Annotated in this window: 22 protein-coding genes; 3 read left to right on the top strand and 19 right to left on the bottom strand. The window is 42.5% G+C overall.

The genetic code is table 11. The annotated features are described in order from the left end of the window. Positions 1-32 precede the first annotated feature (32 nt). Genes ICN28_RS08070 through ICN28_RS08060 form a run of 3 tightly spaced genes read right to left on the bottom strand, consistent with a single transcriptional unit; the run spans position 33 to position 3,274 of the window. Entirely contained in the window at positions 33-1,544 is a 1,512-nt protein-coding gene (locus ICN28_RS08070; RefSeq protein ID WP_370626473.1) for an amidase, read from the bottom strand. A 44-nt stretch (positions 1,545-1,588) separates the two neighbouring features. After that, complete coding sequence (locus tag ICN28_RS08065; RefSeq protein ID WP_216287687.1) at positions 1,589-2,524, bottom strand: electron transfer flavoprotein subunit alpha/FixB family protein; 936 nt, start codon at positions 2,522-2,524, stop codon at positions 1,589-1,591. Continuing rightward, entirely contained in the window at positions 2,525-3,274 is a 750-nt protein-coding gene (locus tag ICN28_RS08060; protein ID WP_216287685.1) for an electron transfer flavoprotein subunit beta/FixA family protein, read from the bottom strand. A 174-nt stretch (positions 3,275-3,448) separates the two neighbouring features. Between ICN28_RS08060 and ICN28_RS08055 the strand changes: the two genes are divergently transcribed. From ICN28_RS08055 to ICN28_RS08045, 3 genes are read left to right on the top strand one after another with little or no spacing between them, the layout of a single operon-like run. Next, entirely contained in the window at positions 3,449-4,600 is a 1,152-nt protein-coding gene (locus tag ICN28_RS08055) for a hypothetical protein (RefSeq protein ID WP_216287683.1), read from the top strand. A gap of 2 nt (positions 4,601-4,602) precedes the next feature. Beyond that, positions 4,603-5,643: a phosphotransferase family protein gene (locus ICN28_RS08050; protein WP_216287681.1), complete on the top strand. Its 1,041-nt coding sequence runs from the start codon at positions 4,603-4,605 to the stop codon at positions 5,641-5,643. Between the two features lie 2 nt (positions 5,644-5,645). Then, the gene (locus ICN28_RS08045) at positions 5,646-6,332 is read left to right on the top strand and encodes a hypothetical protein (RefSeq protein ID WP_216287679.1); all 687 of its coding nucleotides are present in this window, start codon (positions 5,646-5,648) and stop codon (positions 6,330-6,332) included. 4 nt (positions 6,333-6,336) lie between these two features. On the opposite strand, the gene ICN28_RS08040 is transcribed toward ICN28_RS08045, so the two are convergent. The 16 genes from ICN28_RS08040 to ICN28_RS07965 form a co-directional block, all read right to left on the bottom strand. Next, positions 6,337-7,431 carry a Rieske 2Fe-2S domain-containing protein gene (locus ICN28_RS08040; protein ID WP_216287676.1) on the bottom strand — a complete coding sequence of 365 codons (1,095 nt, stop codon included), beginning with the start codon at positions 7,429-7,431 and terminating at the stop codon, positions 6,337-6,339. Positions 7,432-7,456: 25 nt separating this feature from the next. After that, on the bottom strand, positions 7,457-8,227 hold the full coding sequence (locus ICN28_RS08035) for an SDR family oxidoreductase (RefSeq protein ID WP_216287673.1): 771 nt from the start codon (positions 8,225-8,227) through the stop codon (positions 7,457-7,459). An 11-nt stretch (positions 8,228-8,238) separates the two neighbouring features. Beyond that, a complete protein-coding gene (locus ICN28_RS08030; RefSeq protein WP_216287671.1) occupies positions 8,239-9,414 on the bottom strand; it encodes an acyl-CoA dehydrogenase family protein in 1,176 nt (391 codons plus the stop codon). Positions 9,415-9,445: 31 nt separating this feature from the next. After that, positions 9,446-10,312 (bottom strand): alpha/beta fold hydrolase, encoded by an 867-nt coding sequence (locus tag ICN28_RS08025; protein ID WP_255536193.1) that lies wholly within the window; start codon positions 10,310-10,312, stop codon positions 9,446-9,448. A gap of 31 nt (positions 10,313-10,343) precedes the next feature. After that, entirely contained in the window at positions 10,344-11,192 is an 849-nt protein-coding gene (locus tag ICN28_RS08020; RefSeq protein ID WP_216287670.1) for an SDR family NAD(P)-dependent oxidoreductase, read from the bottom strand. After that, a complete protein-coding gene (locus ICN28_RS08015; RefSeq protein ID WP_216287661.1) occupies positions 11,189-12,787 on the bottom strand; it encodes an AMP-binding protein in 1,599 nt (532 codons plus the stop codon). Before ICN28_RS08015 ends, ICN28_RS08020 begins: the two co-directional genes overlap by 4 nt. Beyond that, positions 12,788-13,978: a CaiB/BaiF CoA-transferase family protein gene (locus ICN28_RS08010; RefSeq protein WP_216287658.1), complete on the bottom strand. Its 1,191-nt coding sequence runs from the start codon at positions 13,976-13,978 to the stop codon at positions 12,788-12,790. Between the two features lie 10 nt (positions 13,979-13,988). Beyond that, entirely contained in the window at positions 13,989-14,936 is a 948-nt protein-coding gene (locus ICN28_RS08005; protein ID WP_216287656.1) for an OB-fold domain-containing protein, read from the bottom strand. Next, on the bottom strand, positions 14,937-16,148 hold the full coding sequence (locus tag ICN28_RS08000) for a thiolase family protein (protein WP_216287649.1): 1,212 nt from the start codon (positions 16,146-16,148) through the stop codon (positions 14,937-14,939). Between the two features lie 230 nt (positions 16,149-16,378). Further along, a complete protein-coding gene (locus ICN28_RS07995) occupies positions 16,379-18,700 on the bottom strand; it encodes a TonB-dependent receptor (protein ID WP_216287647.1) in 2,322 nt (773 codons plus the stop codon). 166 nt (positions 18,701-18,866) lie between these two features. Beyond that, positions 18,867-20,045 (bottom strand): acyl-CoA dehydrogenase family protein, encoded by a 1,179-nt coding sequence (locus ICN28_RS07990; RefSeq protein WP_216287645.1) that lies wholly within the window; start codon positions 20,043-20,045, stop codon positions 18,867-18,869. Continuing rightward, on the bottom strand, positions 20,045-21,223 hold the full coding sequence (locus ICN28_RS07985; protein ID WP_216287644.1) for a lipid-transfer protein: 1,179 nt from the start codon (positions 21,221-21,223) through the stop codon (positions 20,045-20,047). Before ICN28_RS07985 ends, ICN28_RS07990 begins: the two co-directional genes overlap by 1 nt. Before the next feature lie 15 nt (positions 21,224-21,238). Further along, on the bottom strand, positions 21,239-21,658 hold the full coding sequence (locus ICN28_RS07980; RefSeq protein WP_255536192.1) for a MaoC family dehydratase: 420 nt from the start codon (positions 21,656-21,658) through the stop codon (positions 21,239-21,241). Then, positions 21,630-22,760, bottom strand: coding sequence for an acyl-CoA dehydrogenase family protein (locus ICN28_RS07975; RefSeq protein WP_216287643.1), 1,131 nt, complete (start codon positions 22,758-22,760; stop codon positions 21,630-21,632). The genes ICN28_RS07980 and ICN28_RS07975 overlap by 29 nt, the downstream gene beginning before the upstream one ends. Positions 22,761-22,771: 11 nt before the next feature. Continuing rightward, complete coding sequence (locus ICN28_RS07970) at positions 22,772-23,755, bottom strand: bifunctional MaoC family dehydratase N-terminal/OB-fold nucleic acid binding domain-containing protein (protein ID WP_255536191.1); 984 nt, start codon at positions 23,753-23,755, stop codon at positions 22,772-22,774. A 33-nt stretch (positions 23,756-23,788) separates the two neighbouring features. After that, positions 23,789-24,565: an SDR family oxidoreductase gene (locus ICN28_RS07965; RefSeq protein WP_216287642.1), complete on the bottom strand. Its 777-nt coding sequence runs from the start codon at positions 24,563-24,565 to the stop codon at positions 23,789-23,791. Positions 24,566-24,687 lie beyond the last annotated feature (122 nt).

The raw sequence follows: 24,687 nt of genomic DNA, 5'->3' as shown, positions 1-24,687 counted from the left end.
TGAATACTTGGCTATTCTCCCATATGGGTTCATCAGATATTGGGATATTTATTGATCCATGGCAAAGATAGCTCTAACTGTCTGGCTAATCTTAATAAAACATGTTCTTCGCCATACCTGCCAGCAAACATGGATCCAATTGGCAATCCTGATTGACTCCAAAACAAGGGTACTGACATGGCAGGCTGACCCGTTGCGTTATATAAACTTGAATAAGATGCAAATGCCATTGCGCCTTTGACAAAAGACTCAAATGGCTGATTGAGAGATAACTCTCCGAGCTTGGGGGTTAGGCTTGAAAATACGGGGGACAATATCAGGTCATACTTGACCATAAACTGATCCATTTGCAAACCAGTGATATCTAACTGCTGACGTGCATTGTATAAATCCACAGAGCCGGCCTGCTTGGCTTTTTCAACAGCCCGCATAGTCAAGGGCTCTAAATCATCAGGAGTTACAGCACGACCCAAAACCTTTTCTCGAGCTTTAACGGCACTCAACATACCGGCACCTGTCAAAAATCCAAAGCTACCTAAAAATCCTTGATAGTCGATGGGTAATCTAACTGGTTCTACAATATGTCCAATTGATTCGCATAATTTAGCCGTCTTTTGCATCGCAAGATCAACTTCAGGATCAACAGGTAATCCTAGTGGATTTTTATCAAGCCAACCAATTCTTAATTTTCTGTAATTTTTAGGATTAGAGATATCTTTTAAAAAAGAATTCACAAAATCCTTAGGTTGAACTCTCGAACCAAATTCTGGACCGTGAGAAATATCTAAAAACGCAGCAGAATCTCTCACAGTTCTGGACACAACGTGGGGTGCACTCAAACCCAACCAACCTTCAAGTGCATTAGGCCCCATCGGTAACCTAGCTCTACTTGGTTTAAGTCCAAATAAACCGCAACAAGCTGCTGGGATTCGAATAGAGCCGCCCCCATCCGTTGCGTGGGCAACTGGCAAAACTCCTGCAGCAACTGCTGCTGCGGCACCGCCAGAAGATCCCCCTGTGCTGTATTCTAAATTCCAAGGGTTTCTTGTTGCCCCCCATAAAACTGATTCCGTTGTTGGTGTTCCACCAAACTCTGGAGAAGCGGTTTTTCCGAAGAAAATCAAACCAGCTTTTTTGTAACGCTTAACCAATGTACTGTCCACATTTGATTGAACGTCATGGAAAAATTTAGATCCATTGCTGGTTTTTGTTCCTGCAAGATGCGTGTTGAGATCTTTTAATAAAAAAGGAACCCCAGCAAACACACCTTCTACTTTTTCAGTTAATTGTTTTCTAGCGTAATCCTCATGCCAATACGTAATAGCATTTAATTTGGGATTAACTTCCCTAGCGCGCTGCAAAGCAAGATCTAAAACAGCAGTTGGCGCAATTTCTTTTTTCTTAATGAGTTCAGCTAAAGCAAGAGCATCGAGTTTTCGATACTCCGCAAAAGACATGTGCGATGAAGATTTAGACCAAGATACTGGGGCTACAGTGGATAGTGAAACTAAACCACTTACCTGCAAAAATCTTCTTTTATTCACCGCACACTCCTTTGAGTGATTAATTTAAAAAACTGCTAAGTGTATTAACCCAACTCAGCAATTAATTCTGGTACCGCTGTAAATAGATCAGCCACCAAACCATAATCAGCAACGCTAAATATAGGTGCTTCTGGATCTTTATTAATCGCAACAATCACTTTTGAATCTTTCATGCCAGCCAAATGCTGAATAGCGCCAGAGATGCCAACCGCCACATAAAGTTGAGGAGCAACAATTTTTCCAGTTTGACCAACTTGATAATCATTGGGCACAAAACCAGCATCAACAGCTGCACGAGATGCACCCATAGCCGCACCTAATTTATCGGCCAAAGGCTCCATAACAGCTCTAAATTGCTCACTAGAACCTAAAGCACGTCCTCCAGATACAATAATTTTTGCCGCAGTTAACTCAGGACGATCCGACTTACTAACTTCCTTGCCAATAAAGCTTGATTGACCTGCATCAGCAACAACAGAACCCAGCTCAATAGTTGCTGAACCACCTGAAGCAGGTGCCGCATCAAATCCGGTTGTACGAACTGTAATAACTTTTACTGCATCAGTTGCTTGCACAGTAGCAATAGCATTGCCGGCATAAATTGGGCGCTCAAACGTATCAACAGATAAAACTTTTGTAACATCTGATATTTGCGCAACATCTAATTTTGCAGCCACTCTAGGTAATACATTTTTACCAATGGCCGTTGCAGGCGCAAGAATATGAGAATAAGTTGATGCAATAGCTAGGACTTGATTGGCCAAATTCTCACTGAGCTGATGTTCTAAATGTGCGGCATCAATGTGGATAACTTTAGTCACACCATTGATTTGTGATGCAGCTGTTGCGGCAGGACTAGCCTGATATCCAGCGACCAATACATGCACCTCTGCACCACAAGCGAGAGCAGCTGTCACTGTATTTAATGTGGCTGGTTTTAAAGATTGATTATCGTGTTCTGCGATTACGAGCGAAGTCATTTAGATCACCTTTGCTTCATTTTTTAGTTTTTCAACCAATGTCTTAACATCAGCTACCATCACACCTGCACTGCGCTTAGGTGGCTCTTCTACTTTAATAGTCTTAATACGGGGTGCCACATCAACACCTAAGTCTTCTGGCTTGACTGTGTCCAAAGGTTTTTTCTTGGCCTTCATGATGTTAGGTAATGTGACATAACGCGGTTCGTTCAAGCGCAAGTCAGTGGTTACCACAGCAGGCAATGTCAATGCCAAGGTCTCTAAACCACCATCAATCTCGCGAGTGACAGTCGCTTTTCCATCAGCAACTTGAACTTTTGAAGCAAAGGTAGCCTGAGGTAAACCTAATAAGGCAGCCAACATTTGACCGGTTTGATTGCTGTCATCATCAATTGCCTGCTTACCTAAGAACATTAATTGAGGCTGCTCTTTATCCACAAGAGCTTTTAAAATTTTAGCAACGGCCAAGGGCTGTAAATCAGCATCCGTCTCAACCAAAATACCTCTATCAGCGCCGATAGCCATAGCTGTTCTGAGAGTTTCCTGGCAAGCTGCAACGCCACAAGAAACAGCAATCACTTCGGTGGCCACTCCAGCCTCTTTCAGGCGAACGGCTTCTTCAACGGCGATTTCGTCAAAAGGGTTCATACTCATCTTGACGTTAGCAATATCAACACCAGTCTGATCTGATTTAACCCGAACTTTAACGTTGTAATCAACGACTCTTTTAACAGCAACTAATATTTTCATAATATATAAATTGTTTTAAATAATCAGTTCTTAGGATAAACCCTTAAAAGTCCGTTTTCATCATCCATTTAGACCATATTGAAGAAAAATTAAAAATTGTCCAAACTCCCCATTTACCCCCAAAAAATCATCAGCTATTCTACAAAAATGGAAAGCTCTAGGGAAAGTTGAAAAATGAATTCAGGGACTATCGGTGGACTAATCGCAGCAGATGAGGGCTTTACACATCAAATTGTTGATACTTTTTCAACTGTTTTACAAAGTGATTACTCATGGACGGAAAAGGTTTGTGGAACTTTAGGTGCCAAAGACGGTTCTTTACAGATTAGCTTTGGATTTGGCAAATACACAAACAGGAATGTTGTAGACGCCTATGCCGGGATCTCAAGAAATCTGGAGCAGTGGACAATCAGAGCTAGTAGATCACTCAATAGCGATGTTGACACCATTAATGTTGGTCCAATTAAATATGAAATTATTGAGCCACTAAATAGTATTCGAGTCACTCTCGAAAAAAACTCTGTTCACAACATTTCTTTTGATGTAACCCTAACCGGGGTTTTACCTTGTCAACTTGAGGAGCGGGAGGATCGAAGAGTTCTAAGTGGCATAAGGCATTCAGCCAATCAAATTCGTTACCATCAAATAGGCTTAGCCTCAGGTTGGGTAGAGATTGATCACCAACGGACAGAAATTAACCCAGACGACTGGTTTATGGTGAGAGATCATTCATGGGGCATAAGGCCTGGTGTTGGCAATCCAATGACAGATTTAGAAGAAGAAAATCCTGATGGTAATGCCAGCGTTGATATATTAGCCCTATGGAACCCCATGCTACTCGTCAATCGTGATGGTGAGTATTCAGGCCTATTTCAATACTACCTCCAGTACAGAAGCCCTCAATTTAAATTAGAAAAGTTGCAAGGTAATAAAGAATTTCAGAATCTACCCGCAGTTCAAATTAGCTCAATGAAGCCTCATCTGAAATTTAACCCCCATAATTTCAGATTATTGAATGGTCATTTTGACATCAACTTTACTGACGGCTCCACATCGAAGCTTAATTTTAAAAAAATCAGTGATACCGGCTTCCACTTAGGTGCAGGACTTTACTTAGGATTTGATGGCAAGCACCACGGATCTTGGCGTGGCCCGCTCCATATTGAAGGCGAGTATTTTGAGGATTGCTCAACGAAAGAGAATGCTCAGAGACTCAATCAATTTAGAGATTGTTTAATAGAAGTTTGGGATGAAGCATCCGGTCTAGAAGGCTGGGGTATCTGCCAAAGCTTTATCAAAGGGAACTGGCCTGAATTTGACATCTAACTATGCAAACAAAATTAACAAATTGGTTACAGTCGCAACTACAAGACAATACTTTAAAAATTATTGATTTCTCCAAGCCAACTGCTGGTGCATCAAATGAAACATTAATACTTAAAGTTAGTCATCAAGTTAATGGGGCTTTGGCAGAAAAAGGAATGGTTCTTAGACTGGCTAGTAGCGAAATCAGCTTGTTTGAGACATATGACCTAAATTTTCAGTATAAAGTTCAGCAGCATTTATCAAAAAGCAAACTTCCGATACCCAAATTAGTTGGGAATTTTGAAAGTGACCTAGACGTTCTTGGTAGAGAATTTTATGTCATGGAAATGATAGAAGGTCGAGTTCCTAATGAAAATCCTCTTTATCATTCTGAAGGCTGGCTTCATACACTAACACACAGTGAAATAGAAGATCTCTGGTTGTCTGGCGTAGGCATGACTGGAGAAATTAATGGGCTAGATTGGCGGCAATATGGTCTTGAGTTTCTACTTAAGGACACCCTTGAAAAAAATTTACTCCAAAGCAAACTCACAGAACTAGAGCGCTATCTTGATTGGACTGAAAGCTTAGCTAGACCTTACCCATCCATTAGGATGGGTTTAGACTGGTTAAAGTTACATCAGCCGTCTTCAGAACCGACTGCCTTATGTTGGGGTGATGCAAAGCTCGGAAATTGCTTATTTAAGGGAACAAAATGTGTTGCCGCTCTTGACTGGGAGGGTGCCAATTTAGGAAACCCTGTTAGCGACCTAGCTTGGTGGCTGATTCTTGATCATGCACTCTCCTATGGCTACGGCGTACCAAGACTAGCAGGTCTTCCAAGCAAAGAAATTACCATAAAACACTGGGAAAAGCACTCTGGGTTTGAGGCAAACCACTTACCCTACTATGAAATGTTTGCTGCCGTTAAGTTCTCAATCATTATGGCAAGGAGTGGAAAAATTTGGATGGACAAAGGGTGGATGAGCCATGAACTTGAGTTTGATATAAACAATGGGGCACATAAAGTGATGAGTGATTTACTATCATCAAAAGAAAAATAGCCATGGCCAGTCACTTAATCTACCTTCCCAAAAGGAATCCTAAGCTCTCCATCAATCAATTTATCACTGCTTGGAAAGAGCATTCTGAGCTCGGTAAATCATGTCTTAATGTTAGAAAATTGATTAAGAGTGCCAAGCAATGCGCTCGGATTGGCTACCCCACGATCGAGGGCGTAAGTGAAGCCTACGACGGACTAGCTATTTTAAGTCTGGCAGATGGGGTTCAATCATCGGATATCTGGGATGACTCTGAAGTTTTAAGCATCATGAAACCTGATGAGCTAAGAGTTTTTGATGACTATGTCAAAAACTTCACTCTTGAAGCCAACTGCATTTTTTCCAAATATCCACTGGAGCAATCTCATCAACACTGCCTGATTCAATTACTGACCCTCGATGAGTATCAATCATCTGAAGAGCTAACTCATGAATTACGCGCACACCTGATTCATCAATCCTCAAATAATGAATCATCTTTCATCAAGCAAAAGACAGTTTATTTAGTGACGCACCAACCATCACGCCAATTTAACTATGATGTTGTCATTGCAACATGGTTTGACTCAGAAAAAGATGCCCTACTCTTCGTAGATAAAAAAAATCTCTCAGCAAGTCATCTGTTTGCTGAGAGATTTTTAATTAAACAAGAAATCAAACTTTTACTGTCTGTAACCCACAACAGAACTTAATCACTTATTTGGCGACACCATCCGTATAAGGCGTTGCCCCCTGAGGAATGTAATACCCCTCTGAGCGATCAAGGAATTCTTGTTTATTGGCTCTTGGATTAAAGAATTGCTTGTACCAGAGACGAACTCGAGCAAATGGTCCGTCACTCGGAATAAACATACCATTCAAACAAGCTTCTTTATTAGCCCAAACCTCAAAGTCTTGCTCGAAAGCCAAGCGGCTAGCAACTTGGAATGCTCTCGCATCGATCGTATCAGTCACTGTTGCTTCCTTATTGGCAGACTTCACCATTAAAGCGTGCCACACCTTAATAACACCATCATCAACTGGCGTATGTGTAATCATCAGAATCGCCTCAGCATAACCCGTCATATCTGAAATCAACATGCCTGGACCGTGATAAGAAGTTAATGTGTGCAAAATAGGGCTAACGCCATCAGCACCCACTAGAGTTCTATGAGGCCCACACTGTCTTTGAGTCGCCACATGTCCCTTGAACTCATTCTCATACTTCTGAACCGTTGAACCATGAATAGGACTTAAATGACCATAATCGGCGATGTTATCAACCACTTCTTGGGGATGTTGGTTTAATAAACCCAAATGATCATATTGCCAACGAACCCACTGTGGATCATTCCACTCAGATCGAACAGGAAGATCCCACTCTGGCTCTCCATTTTCAGGGTCATACCAAATCCAAACAGCACCCATTTCTTCACGAACAGTCCAAGATTTTACGCAAGCAGCTTCTGGGATTGGGCCTGTGTGGTAAGGAATATCATCGCACTTACCGGCTGAGTTAAATCTCCAGGCGTGATATGGGCAACGAATAGAGTCGCCCTCAATATTGGTGCCGCCACCGTCAATCATGACGTACGAGGTTGTGTTCTTGGCCAAATGAGTTTTCATATGCGGGCAATAAGCATCTAATAAAATTGCTTTACCAGAAGCCTTGCCTCTATAAATCACAAAGTCACGCCCAAAAAATCGAACTGCAACAGCTTTCGGTTGATTTAACTCTTCAGAGTCAGCAATCATGAACCAACCACGTGGGTAGGTGAATTCACCCAAACGATATTCTTTTGTTGTTGCCATTTAGATCTCCAAAAATAATTAAAACTTAAAAGCTATTCGGGCGAATCATTGCATCCATACCGCCATCAATAAACAACATCGTGCCACTTATGTAACCAGCATCAGAGGAAAGCAAAAATTTAACCAATTTTGCAACCTCATCAACCTCTCCTACACGCCCTAGCGGAGGCACAAAGTTACGTATAGCCTCGCCATATTTTGGATCATCCATACCCGCTTGTAAAAGCGGCGTTTGAATGGCGCCAGGGGCAACAGCGTTAATTCTAACGCCCGCACGACCCCAAGGTATTGATTTGGATCTAACGTATCTTGTTAAGGCATTTTTAGAGCTGGCATAGGCCAAATGGCCAATATTTTGCGCATCCAATAGTTGACATACTTTTGCTTCATCATGCTTTGCATATTCCTCTAGAATTGGCAAATTAATCATGTCTGGCTGAGCAGCCGCCACTGAAGAGATCACAACGGCTGATGAATTTTTTGTTTTGGATAAAACATCAAATAAACCATCAATAAAAGCTGTTGCTCCGAAGTAGTTCACTTTGGCAATTAAGGATGGAGGATTAACACTTGAGCCAAGACCAGCGCAAAGAACCAATCCATCTAATTGGCCATTAGCCCATGCAATGGATGCATCAACACCTTTTTGACGACCTTCAGGCGTTGATAAATCAGCTGAAAAATCAGAGTTTTTCAAATCAATACCAAACACCTGATCACCATTAGCTTTGAGCATTTGAGCAATTTCAGCTCCCATGCCTGATCCAGCACCCGTAATTACAATTTTTCTCGACATAAATACTCCAATTAACCTAAGTAACCAAACTGTTTAGCTGCTAAATCCAACATAATTTCTTCTGAACCACCAGGTATTGCATTAGCTCTTACTTCACGATAAATGCGTTCAACCTTAGAACCCCTGATGTAGCTGGCACCGCCCAAAATTTGACAAGCCTCACGAGCACAATACTCGAGTGCTTGTGTTGCATGCACCTTGAGTAAAGCAATCTCACCGCCATGTGCTTTGCCTTTTTGCAAAGCCATTGTGCAACGATCAGACCAAACTTGAGTTGAGTAAATTTTCTGCGTCATCATGGCTAACTTTTGACGAATAACCTGATGTTGTACCAGCGGCTTACCAAAAGTTTCTCTCATCTTGGCCCACTCCAGCGCCTCTTCTAAACAGACCATCGAGAATGCATTGGAGGAGTTTGCAATACCCAAACGCTCTCCATTGAAGTTTTTCATCATTCCAAGGAATGCCCCACCTTCAGGACCAATTAAATTTTCCTCAGGAACTTCAACGTTATCAAAATAAAGAGTTGCCGTGTCAGAACAATGCCAACCCATTTTTTGTAATTTTGTATGCTCAAGCCCTTTCATTCCTTTTTCTAAAAGAAGTAAGCTAATGCCTGAAGGTCCCGGCCCGCCAGTTCGAACGGCAGTTACAAAAAAGTCAGCACGGGTACCACCCGTAATAAATGTTTTAGAACCATTAACAATGTATTTATTGCCTTGTTTAACAGCAGTTGTTTTCAATGCAGCAACATCAGAACCACCTGACGGCTCTGTAACGGCTAATGAAAGTAATTTCTCACCCGCTAAAACTGGAGGAATAACTCGTTTCTTTAAGGCCTCACTACCAATAGCCAAAATAGCCCCAACACCCACAGTAAAGACCAATAAACCAGCATGCAAGCCACCGGCACCAACAGCTGCTAATTCAAAGCCTGTGACGTTGTTATGAAAATGATCTATACCTTCAGAAATGCCACCGTACTCTTCGGGGAAGCCCAAACCCAAGATACCCACGTCTCCAGCCTTCTTAAAAAGCTCTAAAGGAAGTAGCTCATCTGCTTCCCATTGATCGATGTTAGGAGCAATTTCTTTAGTTACAAATTTTTTAACTGTATCCGCCCACTCTTCGTGGCTATCTGTATAGTAATCGCACTGAGCGCGCCAATCATCAAAAAACTTAGGCATTAAATTCTCCTAAAAAATGAAACGTGTTAATTTAAGAATTTGTTAAAAAGTCAACGCATTGTCTGTTGAACAAGTCTTTGTGTTCCAACATCACCCAGTGACCACAACGATTCATCATCACAAAATGTATTTTTTGACATCCTCTTAACATTTTGTCAGATCCTGTATAGGGATTGAATTTATCGTTGATACCCCAAAAGCCTAGGATAGGGCATTTGATCTCACCTAATCGAGGTTCCATATTGGCAACTCGCATTGTCGTAAATAGGTTTTTAGGTTGTATTAATGCAACCTCTAAACGTTGCTTTAATAAATCTTCTGGAATCAAACTAGCGTCATACATCTGAAGCGACATGACTTTGCGCATACTATCTAAACTCATTGGTCCAGCATTGAAGGTCTCAACCATTTTGCTAACACCTTCCATAGCAAAATAAGCTTCCCTATCTTCCACACCGCCAGGAGCCATCATGATCATGCGATCAACACCTTCAGGATACTTTAAGGTGTATGCAAGAGAAATAGCACCACCAAGAGAGTTGCCTAACAATGTGAAATTTTTAAGCCCTAGCTTATCAACAAACCCCTTAACAGCAGCGACAAAAAAATCATCTGTATATTCTGCATCTTCAGGTTTATCAGACCGACCAAACCCTGGAAAATCTAAGCCCAAACAACGAAATCCTTTTTCAACAAAATATGGGAAGTTTTGGCTAAAGTTTACCCAAGCACCAGCACCAGGTCCCGCACCGTGAAGAAAAATCACCACCGGGCCTGAACCCTGATCGTAATAGTGAAGTTTGAGCCCACTATCAAGCTCAACATATTTACCTTCAGGAATCATCATATCCCTTGCCACCTTTAGAAATTTGGATAAATAATCATGACCGATAGCCATCGAAAACTCATCGTCTTAACAGACTAAAGGACTACCAGTTGATGATTTTTTGTTCTAGCGCAAATGGCTGACATTCAATCATTTGTCTTTGAAAATCAATAGCTAAGGGTGAGCTTGCCAGCCATAAAATAACTGCTGCAGGCACCTCAGGCGGAGCACTGCCATATCGCTTAGCCAGCTCAGGATTACCCCCCATCGTTGCTAGTAGCGTATCGGTACTCACCACACCTGGATTAAGCGTAAAAGCTTGAATGCCTTGGTGCCCATGCTCCGTGGTGATGACCCCAGCCATTCGACCAAAGGCCGCCTTTCCAGCTCCATAGGCATAACCCCATCCACCTTTGCCAGCGGGTAAAGGTGGATCACGATGCCCGGCACCTGAGGTGATATTGATAATTCGTCCATTTTTCTGATGAATCATCTGCACCAGTATTTTTTGTGTCAGATAAACCTGAGCATGGATATAACCCTGAGCGACCCTATCCAAAGTACTCATCTGAATATCTAAAAACGGGAGATTAATATCGCTACCCTGATAAATAGCATTATTTACTAAAACATCCATTCTGGACGTGCTAGCCAGCGCCATCTCTGCAGCAGCTTTCACGGAGTCCATACTCAGCAAGTCCATCTTGATGACAACACACTCCGCCCCAGCTTGACGCACACTCTCAGCTGTACTATTCAAACTGCCAGATAGAGGGTGACCACTTACATCCGTCACTGAATAGTCATTTTTTTGACCCTCATACTCCGTTCTAGCAGTGATGATGAGATCAAATCCCGCTTTCGCAAAAGCTATAGCAGTGGCTCTTCCAATACCACGACTGGCGCCAGTCACCATGGCAACTGGTCGCTGACCAGATAGGGTCACAGTCATTTGGCGAGCATTTCAACAACTAAATTTTTTGCCCAGCGGTAATCTGCTTTGCCGTTAGCACCTCTGACAATTTCATCAATAAAGAGAATATTTTTAGGTACTTTGTAACCCGACAATTGCTTCCTAGCAGTTTCTATAATTTGTTCAGGTGTTACATCAAAACCCGGCTTTTTACTCACTAGAGCGACGACCTTATTGCCCCATCGCTCATCAGGAATACCCACCACATTCACATCTTTAACACCATCACAAGCTCGAACAACCAGCTCAACCTCCTCAACAAAAACTTTTTCTCCGCCGGTGTTAATGCATAGCGAATCTCTTCCTAAAATGGTGATACTGCCATCAGAAGAGCGCTTGGCCGTGTCACCCAATAAAACATAACGCTGACCATTAAACTGAACAAAGGTAGTGGCAGTTTTCTTCTCATCCCCCCAGTAGCCCAGGGGAATAGATCCTGTTTTAGCCAAAATACCTAACTCACCAACTTCGGCTTCACGAACACCATCCACAATCACTTTCAAAAATGGGTTAGGTGGCATTGTCATGAAACCATCGCCATCCTTTGGCTTTGCTCCAGCACCAATAACACCAGCTTCGGAGGATCCCATGCCATCTCCAATAACAGCTCCAGCTGGAAGATGCTTGAGGATGCGATCTTTAAGACGCTGTGATAAAACTGCCCCGCCATTTCCAAAATAATAGAGGTTAGGTAACTTCCAATGCCCAGGATTTGCATTCAACTCATCCAGTAAAGGCGCTGCCATCGCATCCCCTACAACATTCAGCATAGCTATTTTTTCTTGATCAATCAGATCCAAAATATGCTTGGGATTAAATTCTTTTTGGTCATTAAGTACTAGAGTGATACCTGATAATAGGCTGATAAAACTTGCCCAAAAAGCAGCACCATGCATCAGAGGGGCAATCGCCATATAAGGCCCAGATTGCACTTTAAGAATTCTCTCACCTAACTCTTCAGGCTTAGAAATCGGACCATCTTTAAAGAACATGGCGCCACCAGCAAAAGCCCCATAGAACAGGGCCTTATGCTCCCACATAACACCCTTGGGCATTCCGGTTGTACCTCCGGTATAAAGCAAAGAAATATCTTCATCCCTTAATTGAACCGGCACAAATGTCAAATCATTTGCACGAATATCTTCCATAGTTGGTCTATTGCTAAGACCCTTTTGGCCATCGATGACAGCCAGTGAAATCTGAGGATTCTTAAGGAGCACTTTCTCAACTCGCTCAGACAGCACATCAGAAAATATAATGACTTTAGCCTTTGAATCTTTGTATAGATAATCTAATTCATCTTCAAGGTAACGGTAATTAATATTAAATGGAATAGCCCCTAACTTACAGGCCGCTAAGTAGCATTCTACATAAGCCGTACTGTTATAAAGTTGTAGACCAACCGTGTCACCTCTTGTTACCCCTTGCGACTGAAACCAGGCAGCAATTTTATTAATGCGGTTAGCCATCACGTGATAAGTGACTCTATCTTGACCATAAACGATAGCGAGCTTATCTGGAACTGCTTGAGCTGCTATATCAAATAGATCAGCCAAACTAAAGGTTTTTAACATTTAAAATACTCCTGCTGATTTGAGTTGAGCTAAACCTTCCTCTGAATAGCCCAATTGTTTTAATAACTCGATAGTGTCAGTACCAAGCTCGGGTGCTTGACGTTCCAGTTCAAAATCGTACGAACTCATCTTTACTGGGAAGGCAAATTGTGTATAGGGGTGACCTAAGTCATCCACCGAATCAATCACCATCCCACGATCTTTCATAAGAGCTTGCTCTGTTGCTTCCTTGATATTTAATACAGGGGTTACACAGGCATCCACATCTTTAAATACATCAATCCACTCTGACAAGGTTTTTGTTTTGATCACACCGGCAATGTCTGCAATCACCTCATCCGAACTTTGACCATATAAATGACCTTTTGCTAATAAATCAGTTCTGTTAATAGTTTCACAGAAATTTTTCCAAAACTTGAACTCAATAGCTCCCACTGCTAACCAACGTCCGTCAGCTGTTGGATAAGTTTGATAAGCTGCAATACCACCGGTTAAGGTCGTTGTACCGGGCTTAGGTGGCTGTCCTGCCATTTTCCACGCCGCTAAATTCATGAGGGTTAACGACAACAAACTATCTGTCATCGATACATCAAGATACCTACCTTGCTGATTTAATTTTGCATCAACCAAAGCAGCGCAAATACTCATGGCAGCAGTAAGAGAACCCCCGGCTAAGTCTGCCGCTTGAAATCCCCCCGGAATAGGTTGGCCATTTTTTAGAGCTGTTTGCTCCAAAACGCCACTCAAGGCTTGGTAATTGATGTCATGCCCACCCATGAGGGCCATAGGGCCATCTTGACCATATCCAGAAATAGAGCAATAAACGATAGCCGGCTGAATTTTCTTAATGGTGTCGTAATCAAAACCTAATTTTTTGGCAACGCCAGGTCTAAAACCTTCAACCAATACATCCGCAGAAGCACACAGATCTTTGAGCGCCTGAAGGCCAGCTTCTGTTCGCAAATCCAATGCCACAGATTTTTTATTGCGATTCAGTGGCAAGAACATTGGAGCACGACGATTTGTGACGCCAGGAGGCAACTCCCTTGTCATGTCACCGCCATTAGCGCTCGCCACATCCTCAATCCGAATAACTTCAGCGCCCATGTCAGCCAGATGTAAAGTGCACATCGGACCAGGCAATAACTTTGTAAAATCAATAATGCGTATGCCGCTTAAAGGTTTTTTCATATGCGTATCTTTACATGTAAAGCATGACCAAATCATTGATGACGCTAGGTCTGTCATGACCCACAATATGCGTGCAAATCTCTAAAGTGACTTGCGTACCAGATTTAACTTGTGAAACTGTTTTAACCCTGGATCTTGCATGGATCTTGACACCACTTGGAACAGGGCTTGGGAAGCGCAAACGATCTGAGCCATAGTTCACAATATTATTAAATCCAGTCACTTCATAAGCCATAGGAATCTTTAAGCGAGACATCAAAATTTGAACCAAAGCTCCATGAGCAATGGTAGTACCAAATGGACTGTCCTTTTTTGATCTCTCAGGGTCCGTATGAATCCAATAATCATCACCGGACAACTTAGCAAATTCATTAATGAGATTTTGATCAACTGTTAATTGATTACTCCAAGGACTGAATTCCTCAGATATCAATGACTCCATCGCAGAGATATCATCAAAACGGATTTTCTTTAGCTCTGAGGTAACCGTTTCCCTCACTTCTTCAATTACTTCAGCAGTATCAAAATGTTTTAACTCAACATTTTTATCCACGCCGGTGAATTTCAATAAGGTTTTATCTGCAGTGACATGATGAAAAACCGGCTTCAACTTCATGCCGACCTTCACTTCATTCTCAGACAATCCTACCAAGACAGTGTTCATACGAACCCCCTCTTGCAACTCAACCACCGCTAACATTTGAGGCATTTCATCAGAGAACTCTGGCAAAGTTGGAACTCTAGAAATCGTATAGGTATACAAAGTAGCTTGCCCGCTAACTTCTTTAAAGCTAACGTGATTAGACCAACAATGTGTGCAATGTTTTCTTGGATAAAAAAACCAACCACCGCAATCATCACATTGTTGAATGAGTATTTTTTGACTATTTAATCCATTCCAAAAAGTTTCAGAAATGGGTGTTGGGTAAGGTAATGGTTTGATATAGCTTGTCGTCATTTAAGCCCCCTGCAAGATCAATGCGCCCTGCTCACTCATAACACCACCCGTTCCTGTAACAAATGCGTTATCGCATTTCTTTAATTGACGAGCGCCTGCTCGTCCCTGAATCTGAGTGACAGCCTCAATCACTTGAGACATGCCACCAGCTGAACCACTTTGGCCAAAGCTTAACTGGCCACCGTGTGTATTTAACGGGAAATCGCCTTGGTAAGTTAAGTTATGCTCTTTAACAAAACGGAAGCCCTCTCCTTTAGGAGCAAAGCCAGCATCTTCTAAACTCAATAACACTGTAATGGTGTAGCAATCATAAATTTGCGCACAATGAATATCAGAGCGAGAAAGGCCGGATGTTTTAAATGCAAAATCTGATGCCGGTCCAACTGGTGTATACAACATATCTTTTGCATAAGTTGGTGACTTGTAACCCAAATGCTCACCAAAGCCAGTGACAAACGCAGGACGGTTTTTAGATTTAGCAACCAATTCTTTGGAAGCCACAATCACAGCTGCACCTCCAGCAACTGGCATCACAATTTCTAATACATGCAATGGATCAGCCACCATACGACTCGCTAACACTTCATCCACTGACAACGTTTTACCGTAAAAAATAGCTTCTGGATTAGCTTGCGCATTAAAACGCTGATCAACTGCAATCTTAGCTGCAGCCGCCGCATCGTAACCATGCATGGCTGCGTAGCGTTGCGCAATCATGGCATAACCCGTGTTTTGACCCATATGACCATAAGGTAAATCAAATTCAGCTTCAGGTGCGCCATAAGCCGTACTATGTCCACCAAAACGCATGGCTTTCATCATCCAAGATGGATCTTCTTGAGGGCCTAAGGGTGCCATACGCATTGGAATCACGCATAAGACCGCTTGACATAAACCTGCCTCAATTGCCTTAGCAGCTCGCCAAATCATGGATACAGAGGTTGTACCGCCCATATCTACAACTTCGGCAAAATTAACCCGAATACCCAAGTACTCTGCTGCCATAGCAGGAACAAAGCTAGATGCCTCATGAAACTGCGGACCATTGATCACAAGACCGTCAATATCACTGGCTTTTAAACCGCTATCTCTTAGCGCTTGCCCAGCCAAATCAGCCACCTGCTCCAAATGAAACATTTGGGGAGCCGTTTGGTATTTTTCAGGTTTGTATTGCGCAAAGCCAACAATGGCTGCATCACCTTTGATTCCCATAAAGATCCTATTTTTGAATAATTAACTCTATTTAAAAGCACAACTGCCATTCAAGCATCATCACTTTGGACGATAAGTCGCCGCCAGGTTTAATGAATCCAAGAACAAAGCCCTATTAATGAAGGCTTATTTTCATCAAGTCACTCAGCATAAACTTGATTCAGAAATAAAAAAAGCGCCACTTGCGTGGCGCTTTAAATGGAGACACTTCTTTACGAATGACTACTTGATTACCACTTGTAGTTAAATGACGCACCAATTGTTCTTGGTGCTGACCAGTAACCAACTTGGTAGTAACCAGATACGTCCATCATGTTTTGCATAACTTGCTTATCAGTTAAGTTTTTAACCCATAATGAAGCTTCTGCTTTACCTGGACCACCTACAGGAATCTCAGCCAAACTCAAGCGCGCATTGATTGTTCCCAATGAAGGCATTTTTGAGTCTTCTGCATAGTTACCTGGCATGGCATTAGCAGCAGTCATAGACTTATTGGCTGTGTAGTTGTAGTAAGAAGCAACATATCTGTACTCAACCATACCTTTAAGCTTACCAAACTCAGTATTAGCAAGTTTTGTATCGGCATTGAGGTTAAAAGTATGTTTAGGGGCATAAGCAACAACTAAGTTACTAGCAGCATTAACAGTTGCTCCAGTAAGTCCAGCAGTCATGAATGTGTCGTACTCAGCATGTAAATAACCATAACCAGCGGTTAGCTTCGTATCGTTCGTTACACGCATTGCACCTTCCAACTCAATACCTTTATAAGTTGATGCGCCAGCATTGCTAATAATTGGAGATGTTGAACCAACTGGCAATGTTGAAACGTGTTGATCATCTAACTTAGCCAAGAATACGGTTGCAGCGTACGAAGCAGCACCATTGGCTCCCTTTGCACCCACCTCATAACTTGTGGATTTTTCAGGCTGGAATGGATCTGTTGGACCTTTTACACCTTGAGCTTGTTGAGCTGATGTTGGAATTGCTGCTTCCAGCGGGAATCCACCACTCTTGAAACCTTTTGCAATACGGCCGAATACCATATTGTTAGGGTCAAGTTTATAACTTAACGCAACAGTAGGAGTATAGGCAGTAAATTTAGCCTCGCCTGTGCCGGTCAAAGCAATAACTGGGGTATAAGGAGCACCATCAACATAGTTTTGGTTAGCGCCATTTGTTCTATCATATGAGCCAGTTTTAGTTTCTTCGGTATAACGCAAACCTGGGGTTATTGTCATATTTTCATTGATCTTAAAGTCAGCCTGTCCATAAACAGCCTTAGCTTCTGTACCTACGTTAAAGTTGCTTTGACCACGTTTAATCGATAATGGTGAGAATGAGTAAAATCCACCAATCTGGTTCTGAACAGTTCGACCATTATCTTTAAAGTAATACAAGCCCCCCACATAATTAATATCTTTAGCAGAGCCAATTAACTGAACTTCATGAGAATGAGTCTGATAATTTGTATCTCTAATACCAGCAAAAACGTTAACTGGAGTTCCGTCATAGTCAGCAACATCGTGGTAAGTCATATCACGATAGCTACCAATGTATTTAATTGTATTACTTGCATCGACTGCTGTTTCAGCAATCCAGGTATGACCAGTTACTTTTAAATTTTGATTAGGAATCAAACCTGGTGTAGACGAAGTTGATGCTGGCACACCAGACTGAAGATAAGGAGTCATTGCAGCACCCAAACCTGGGTTAAAGTAGGCTGGGTAACAGCCTGGAACGGTTACATACGAGCAATAGCCAGTTTTCTTTGTTAAGGACATTGGAGTCGTTGACTCATTGATATCACTACGATCTAATGAGTAGAAGAACTTTGTGTCTTTTGAGATATCAAACTTTGCATTAAGTTTGAAAGCTTCACGATCACGATTACCCCATTTTTCTGAGGCATTTGGGTTAGCCAACCAACCATCTTGCTTTTCTTTACGAGCAGCAATGGTTAAGCTTAATGTATTGTCGATTTTTGGCAAGTCAATAGAAACTTTCTCTACACGACGACCGTAATTACCCACTTCAAAACCAACGTTACCGGAGAACTCACCACTTGGCTGACGCGTCACAAAGTTAACCGCACCACCTGTTGTGTTTCTACCGAACAATGTACCTTGAGGTCCGCGCAATACCTCTACACGCTCCAAGTCAACCATGTCCAATAGAGAACCTTGGTTCTTACCAACGAATACACCATCTACGTAAATACCAACACCTGGGTCTGCCCAGATAGATGGCTGGCCACTACCAAGACCACGAATAGATGATGTTGAAATTAATCCTGAAACAGGAGCCGCTACCACGTTTAAGTTGGGTACTGCACCTTGCAAATCTGCCGCGCCTTCAATCTTACGATCTTCTAAGGCTTGACCTGAAATTGCTGTAATTGAAATAGGCACATCTTGAATACGCTCTGTTCTCTTCTGTGCAGATACAACCACCTCTTCCAATGCCTGTTGTGCAAATGCGTTACCTGCAAATGCTACAGAAATCAAGAAAGGAAGTGTACGTAATGTAAATTTCGTAACTTGCTGACTCTTCATTTATCTCTCCTAGGTTTAAAAAGGCGGTAAAACTTTTTCCGCACGTTGACAGTGTCTATTTCAACCCCCCCTATAACATCGTCCATTTGAGTTATACGAGGGGTGAATGTTGTTTTTTTGACTTAGGTATTTCCCTACTAGGGATACCACTTAGATGGTGTTGAATTTATCGAATTGTGCGAGGCATACCCAAGCCAAATTGGGCAATGAGTTCACGTTGAATTTCATTGGTGCCGCCACCAAAAGTTAACATCGGCGCGCCTCGTGTTTCGTAATCCAATTCACCATACAAAATTGCAGCAGCTGAATCAGAATTAATTAATCCCACACTACCAACGATCTCCATGAGCTTATGAAGCACGTCAATATTCGTTTCTGCCCCATAAACCTTGGTTGCAGAGGCTAGAGCCACATCCATTTTATTGTTTTCAAGATCATTAGCAATCCGGAAATTAATTAAACGCATCGCCTCTAATCGTGCATAGCATTCTGCAAGCGCAGCTCTAACCCATGGTTTATCAATAGCACGCTGACCATTTTCATCAGGAGCTTTTGCCCAATGGAATACTCTTGTATATGGCCCAAATACTTTATCTGACCATGAACCTAAACCTAGACGCTCATGATTTAACTGAGCTGTAATTAATTTCCAACCGCCGTTAAGCTCGCCAACCAACATCTCTGCCGGAACTTTAACGTCGTCATAATAAGTAGCAGCAGTCGGATTAGCAGTAGTCGGAATTAGGGTGTGAGAAAAACCCTCTGCTTTGGTATCAACAATTAGAATTGATACACCTTTATGTCTTGGAAGATTCTGGTCAGTTCTAGCAGCCAACCATACATAGTCAGCATCGTGCGCACCAGATGTCCAAAGCTTATTTCCATTCACCACAAAATGATCAATTGGAGAACCAACTGGCTGCGCTGAGGTTTTCATAACAGCCAAATCACTACCAGCGCCAGGCTCAGAATATCCAATAGCAAAGAATATTTCGCCAGCAGCGATTCCTGGTAGGAAAGTTTTTTTATGAAAATCTGTTCCAGATTCCATCAAAGCAGGACCAACGGTGCTGATGGTCACAAACGGTAACGGCGCCCCTGCAATATTAGCCTCTTCAAAGAAAACTAACTGCTCAGTTGCAGCATAACCTTGTCCACCAAACGCTTTTGGCCAACCTACAGCTAACCAACCATCTGAACCCATTTGTTTTACGAGTCTTCGATATTCGGTACCGCCTTCTGAACCCCTCAATTTCACACGAATCTCAGGACTCATTAAAGTTTTAAAGTAATCACGAATCTTCATTCGCAATTGATATTGCTCTGGGGTTAGATCAATAAACATTATGCAACTCCAAGAATTAAACCGCTTGTAGGAACACCTGTTCCAGCAGTGACTAATACATTGCTCACATCTTTAACTTGATTCACTGAATGACCGCGAACCTGACGAACACCTTCTGCAATACCATTCATACCGTGAATGTATGCTTCGCCCAACTGACCACCATGTGTATTGATAGGTAGCTGACCACCTCTGGCATGATGACCCGCACGAATAAAGTCTTTGGCTTCACCTCGCTTACAAAAGCCAAACTCCTCTAACTGAGGCAAAACAAACGGTGTGAAGTGATCATAAATAACTGCCGTTTGAATATCTTTAGGTCCTAACCCACTTTGCGCATAAAGTTGCTTAGCAACTAAGCCCATCTCTGGTAAACCAGTAATGTCATCTCGGAAATAAGAGGTCATGATTTGCTGACCATCACTAATGCCTTGTGCAGCACCTTTGATATAAACAGGTTTTTGCTTGAGATCTTTTGCACGATCCACAGAGGTAATGATCATCGCAACCGCACCATCAGACTCTTGGCAACAATCTAGCAAACGTAGAGGCTCACAAATCCACTTGGAGTTCTGATGCTCCTCAAGAGTAATAGGCTTGTTGTAAAAGAAGGCCGCTGGATTAGTTGCTGCAAAATCTCTAACAGCTACTGATACTCTGCCAAAGTCTTCAGAGGTAGCGCCATAGGTATGCATATAGCGTTGAGCAAACATTCCCACCCAAGAAGCAGGCGTGTGAAAACCATGTGGCATATACCAACCATAGTTCACATTTTCAAAAATAGGGGTTGAAGCAAAACCATAGCTTCCACTACCAAAGCGATACCATGATCGCTCGTTCATGGCTCGGTAAACCACCACCGTCTTAGCAATACCAGTTGCCACAGCCATCGCCGCATGAAGCACAGGGGCGCATGCCGCACCACCGCCATGAGGAATTTGAGAAAAGAAACTCACATTTTTGGCACCGAGTAATCTGGCAATCTCGTACTCTGGCACCTTATCAACTGTGTAGCTAGAAAAGCCATCCACTTCAGATGGGTCAATTCCGGCATCATCTAATGCTGCTAAGGTAGCCTCTAAAGCCAAACGCAATTCTGTTCTTCCTGAGTTCTTTGAAAACTCAGTAGCCCCTAAACCAACGATAGCAGCACTTTTGGAAATTAAATGTGATGACATTGATCTATCCTTTATTTACTGCAAGATGACACAAGCTGTGCCAGTAACGTGATTACCCATACCGTTCTTACCCTTCAAAGAAACTGTAACGGACTTCGCTTGAGGATTTAAATCAGACACCTCACCAGTCAACACCATCGTGTCACCAGGATAATTAGGGATACCCAATTTAATTTTGATTGACTTAAAGATAGCCTGAGGTCCAGCCCATTCTTCAACAAATTTCTCGACCAAACCATTGGTTGTCAAAATATTCATAAAAATATGAGGCGAACCCAAAGCCTTGGCTGCTTCAAGATCATGGTGCCCAGGGAAATAGTCTCGAGTAGCGATTGCTCCTCCAGCAATTAATGGAACCGTAATTGGGATGGATAAAGCTGGCAACTGATCGCCAAGCTTTACGTCATTAAACTTTTTGGTGTTCATCAAGGTCATATTTCCATCCTAGATTATTGTTATTAGCCAACCAATCGCCAAGTCGCTCTAGATGAGCACCTGTACTGCCTAGAGCAATTGACAATGCTCTGCTCCAGTACAAGAAACGATGAATCGGGTATGTTCTATCAACGCCAATACCGCCATGCACGTGTTGTGCAAGATGTCCTACACGATGACCCGCTAAATTAGCCAAGTACTTCGTTGCATATGCTTGAGGCGTGCAGTCATAACCCTGATCAAGACGCCAAACCAATTGATAAAGGGAGGTACGCAATACCTCGCAATCAATAAAGCAATCAGCCAAAGTCATCTGTACAGCCTGGAATGAACCAATTGCACGTTCAAACTGTTGGCGCTCAGAGGTGTAAGTAACAGCGCGTGCAACTTGGCCTGTCAAAACACCCAACTGCAGCGCTGACAAACAAGCAATCGCTCTTTGCTCAATCCAAGCAAAAGCTTCTTGAGGCAAGATAGAAACTGACACATTAGAAAACTCTACGGTAGCAACCCCTTCATAGAATTGGCTTCTACCACTCACTTTTGTGATACCTGACGCATTGAGATCTTCAACAAGTACCAACTGAGGTTGCCCAGCAACTGATACTGTCAAGATTGCCGATTGGGCTGTGTCACCTAATGGCACAGCAATCACTTTGCCACTTAACAAGCCTGTTTGCTGATTCTCAGCTTTTAAATGCAAATGGTGGCCCTGACTTTCATAATGGGCATCCAAGCTGAGAGTACCTAAAGACTCACCAGCCACCATTTTCTCAATTAAAGATTTTTTATCATTTCCTAGAAAACGACTAATGGCAAGGGTTGCCAATTGGTGGCGCCACAAAGGCACCTGACCCAAATGTTTTCCTTGAGGAATTAATACTGCCAATAAATCTTGCATTCCTAAGCCACTGCCACCCTGATCTTCAGGAATCAAAAGTGCGTGTAGCCCAGTTTCAACAACCTTATTCCAGATATCAAATCTCATGGCATCGGCGCTCTCATCATGAGCAGCCATTGCAGCATCACTTCCAAAATCGCCAAACAAGCTTTCCGCTAATTCAGAAATTGCTAGTTGGTCTTCGCTAAACTTAAAATCCATATGGCTTCCGATCAAATAACAGGCTTAAATAATGGCAAGGTAATATCACCTTGATCTGTTTCAACCACTTTAAATACAACCTCTACCCTAGTACCAATTTTGATATTTTTTGGGTCAACATCAACAAGCCCACCAACAATACGAGTTCCCTCATCGAGCTGGATCAAGGCAATTGGATTCGGATAATCAAATGGCGGAACTTCTGGGTAGTGCATCACTACGAAAGAGTAAATCTCACCAAGTCCTTTAGACGTTAGCGTGTCCCATTCAAAAGAATGGCACGATGGGCATGATGGCCCTGGAGGATGTCTTAGGGTGCCACATGATTTGCAACGCTGAATCAATAACTTACCTTCTTTGGCACCTTCCCAAAAAAACTTCGTATCATCACTAACACCAGGTGCAGGACGCATGATTTTAGGAATGCCTGATGGCTGATCATCTGCTTTTTTTGGTGCCGCAGCATTTGCTGGCTTGAACTTAAATACTCTAAAAAGTAATTCGCCGACCTTTTCATCACCACTCGGTTTTTCAGAAAAGTAGGTCATGATTAAAGTAACAAAAAAACCAGTTCCTAAAGCGGTTGTTTTCTCATCCCCAATATCTGCCAATCGAGTGGTGTAATAAATACTCTCTCCAACAGATAGGTAACGATCAAAATCCAACTCAGAATTAACCGCTACAACAGCTGGGTAACCATGAGATTCGATGATTTTTAGAACCTCGTAGGGGTTTTCTTTGGTTGATCCAGGGGCATAGTTATTGATGTGGAGACCTTCCATGCACCAAACTTGAAGCATGGCCGGCGGCACTGTCAAATGACCATGAGCTGAATTTTCAGCATAGCTAGAATCATAGTAAGAAGGGTTATCTATACCCATCATTTCACACCATTGTCGAGCCATAGGACTATTAACAGGATCCCATGAATTCACACGTCCGTATTGCTTTCCAACCATGGCTTTTACGCCATCAAACCAAGTTGCCTGACTCAAGTCAAATCTCCTTGAAGTAATTCAATAAAGTAATTAATTATTAGCAGCGCCTAAAAAAGCAGGCTTTTCACCGCCACCATGCAACAAAATATTGCTTCCGCTGATATAGGAAGCGCCTTCAGATGAGGCAAACATGCAGGCATCCGCTACATCTTCTGGCGTTGCCATACGTCCTAAAGGTATGGTTGCTGATACAGCAGCGATACCTTTTTCATCCCCATAATGCAAATGAGATTGCTCTGTCTTAACAAGACCAGGGCTAACTGTTACAACCCGAACTTTAGGAGCCCACTCAACCGCTAAAGATTCGACTAATTTAAGAATGCCTGCCTTGGCAGCACCATAAGCGGCTGTTCCAGGAGAAGGTCGTAGAGCACTGATGCTACCAATGAAAATAATCACGCCACCATGGGTATTTCTTTGCATCAATCGATTGGCTTGCTGAGCCACATGCAAGGGTGCTAACAAGTTAAGCTTAATAATGCCTTCATGAAATCTTGGGGAAGCATCCGCTGCTAGCGCATAAGGACTTCCTCCAGCATTGTTGATAACAATGTCCAATTTGCCATATTTTTTATCAATAAAATCAAACATGGCAACCAAAGCATCGGCATCCCTGACATCTACCGCATAGAAATCAAGCTTCTTTTCTTTTAGGATCACTGCTTGTTCGTCGCTCAGATTTCGACCACAAACGACCACTTGAGCACCCTGAAGAGCATAGGATGCTGCAATAACCAAGCCAATTCCTCGAGTACCGCCAGTGACGAGGACGACCTTACCTATAATATCTGCCTGAGTTGTATTCATAAAAGCTCGATTTTTTTTCTAGATTCATTGATTTACCATTTAATTCTAGCGATCAAACCTCGGTTTAACCTCACCCAAACAGACGATAACGGCAATTCTCATTAGTGGAATAATCATTTCAA

Origin of the sequence: Polynucleobacter sp. 30F-ANTBAC (assembly GCF_018882385.1) — a bacterium.
Taxonomy (GTDB): domain Bacteria; phylum Pseudomonadota; class Gammaproteobacteria; order Burkholderiales; family Burkholderiaceae; genus Polynucleobacter.
This window is presented reverse-complemented; position numbering and strand designations above follow the sequence as displayed.